The sequence below is a fragment of the Corynebacterium sp. HMSC074C11 genome, from assembly GCF_001809455.1.
GTDB classification, from domain to species: Bacteria; Actinomycetota; Actinomycetes; order Mycobacteriales; family Mycobacteriaceae; genus Corynebacterium; species Corynebacterium amycolatum.
In genome coordinates this window covers 1-1,054 of the sequence record NZ_KV797731.1, presented here as the reverse complement: position 1 = coordinate 1,054, position 1,054 = coordinate 1, and the positions used below count along the sequence as shown (strand labels likewise).

Below are 1,054 nucleotides of genomic sequence, written 5' to 3'. Positions count from 1 at the left end.
ATACATTACACACACTTCACACATAAAGCGAACCCGCAGGCCACGGAGCATTTTTATAACGCGCATCAGCATATGAACAGCTATAAGCGATCTAACTACAACATGTGCGAGGCAGCAGGTGAAGCGTACTGGATTTAGTTCCTACTACAGCCCTGAAACTCGACCGAGCGTGATCACATTCGACGGTTGCTATTACAGCGCTCTAACTAAGGGAGCCGACAGTCCCTACAAGGCAAAACTGATTAATGCTCAAGACGCGTGGGCATAGTTCGGAGAAGGTGGGTTTGCGACTTTACGGAGGATACATTGCTAAAGCAATATGCACATTCACAAAGTGCTGGACTGACCACACCACGGGAAGCACAACGTAGAACCATCTCGTCCATCCCGTCAACTCAGGCTCGTAAAAGCGGAACTAAGCCCAGGACGCTTAAACATACGCATGAATACATCGGATAAAGAGTCCTTGACAGAAGATGTCTGGTGAAGTCTCATGAATGCGGAAGCGAACTTGGAGCAGACATCGCTAAGCGCGGAAGCCTACTCAGCTGCGAGCTCGAGGATATTCCCGATAATGGTTGGAAAATGCTGGTTGAGAGGATTAACCGCACGCCCCGGCAGATTATCGCGTAATAGCTGGGCTGGATCAAACTACTGCTTAGCTAGGAACGAGAAGAGCAAACTGGCAAGGAGGTGGTGGCTCCAGACCCTGATTTCAAATGGAGTCAGCTAGGTGGTTTGTCCGAGCCGTTCTACCAACATTGCGAGCTGACGCCGCCACAAAATCTGATCAATAGGTACGACATTCTGCTCGACGAGGCAACCCAACTGGTAGCTTGCCTGACCGGGTCGCAGCTGTTTGAGTCAAGGCAGCGATTGTGACACGACGGACGTATTTGGTTTTGATTTGCCCGTGGGTCTACTGCCGGTCGACTAGGGGCCCTCATATCAACCACGACAAGACCGACCTGATAGCCCCCTAAGCCGAAAGAGAGCATCAGCACTAGAAGGTTAGCTTATGCTGTTTATTTTGTTTAATGTTGTTTACTTGTGG

General features: G+C 49.9%; 1 pseudogene. It reads left to right on the top strand.

Annotation, left to right across the window (positions count from 1 at the left end):
* Positions 1-681: 681 nt before the first annotated feature.
* Positions 682-882 (top strand): annotated as a pseudogene (locus tag HMPREF2614_RS11405) (ClbS/DfsB family four-helix bundle protein); the annotation flags it as partial.
* Between the last annotated feature and the right edge of the window lie 172 nt (positions 883-1,054).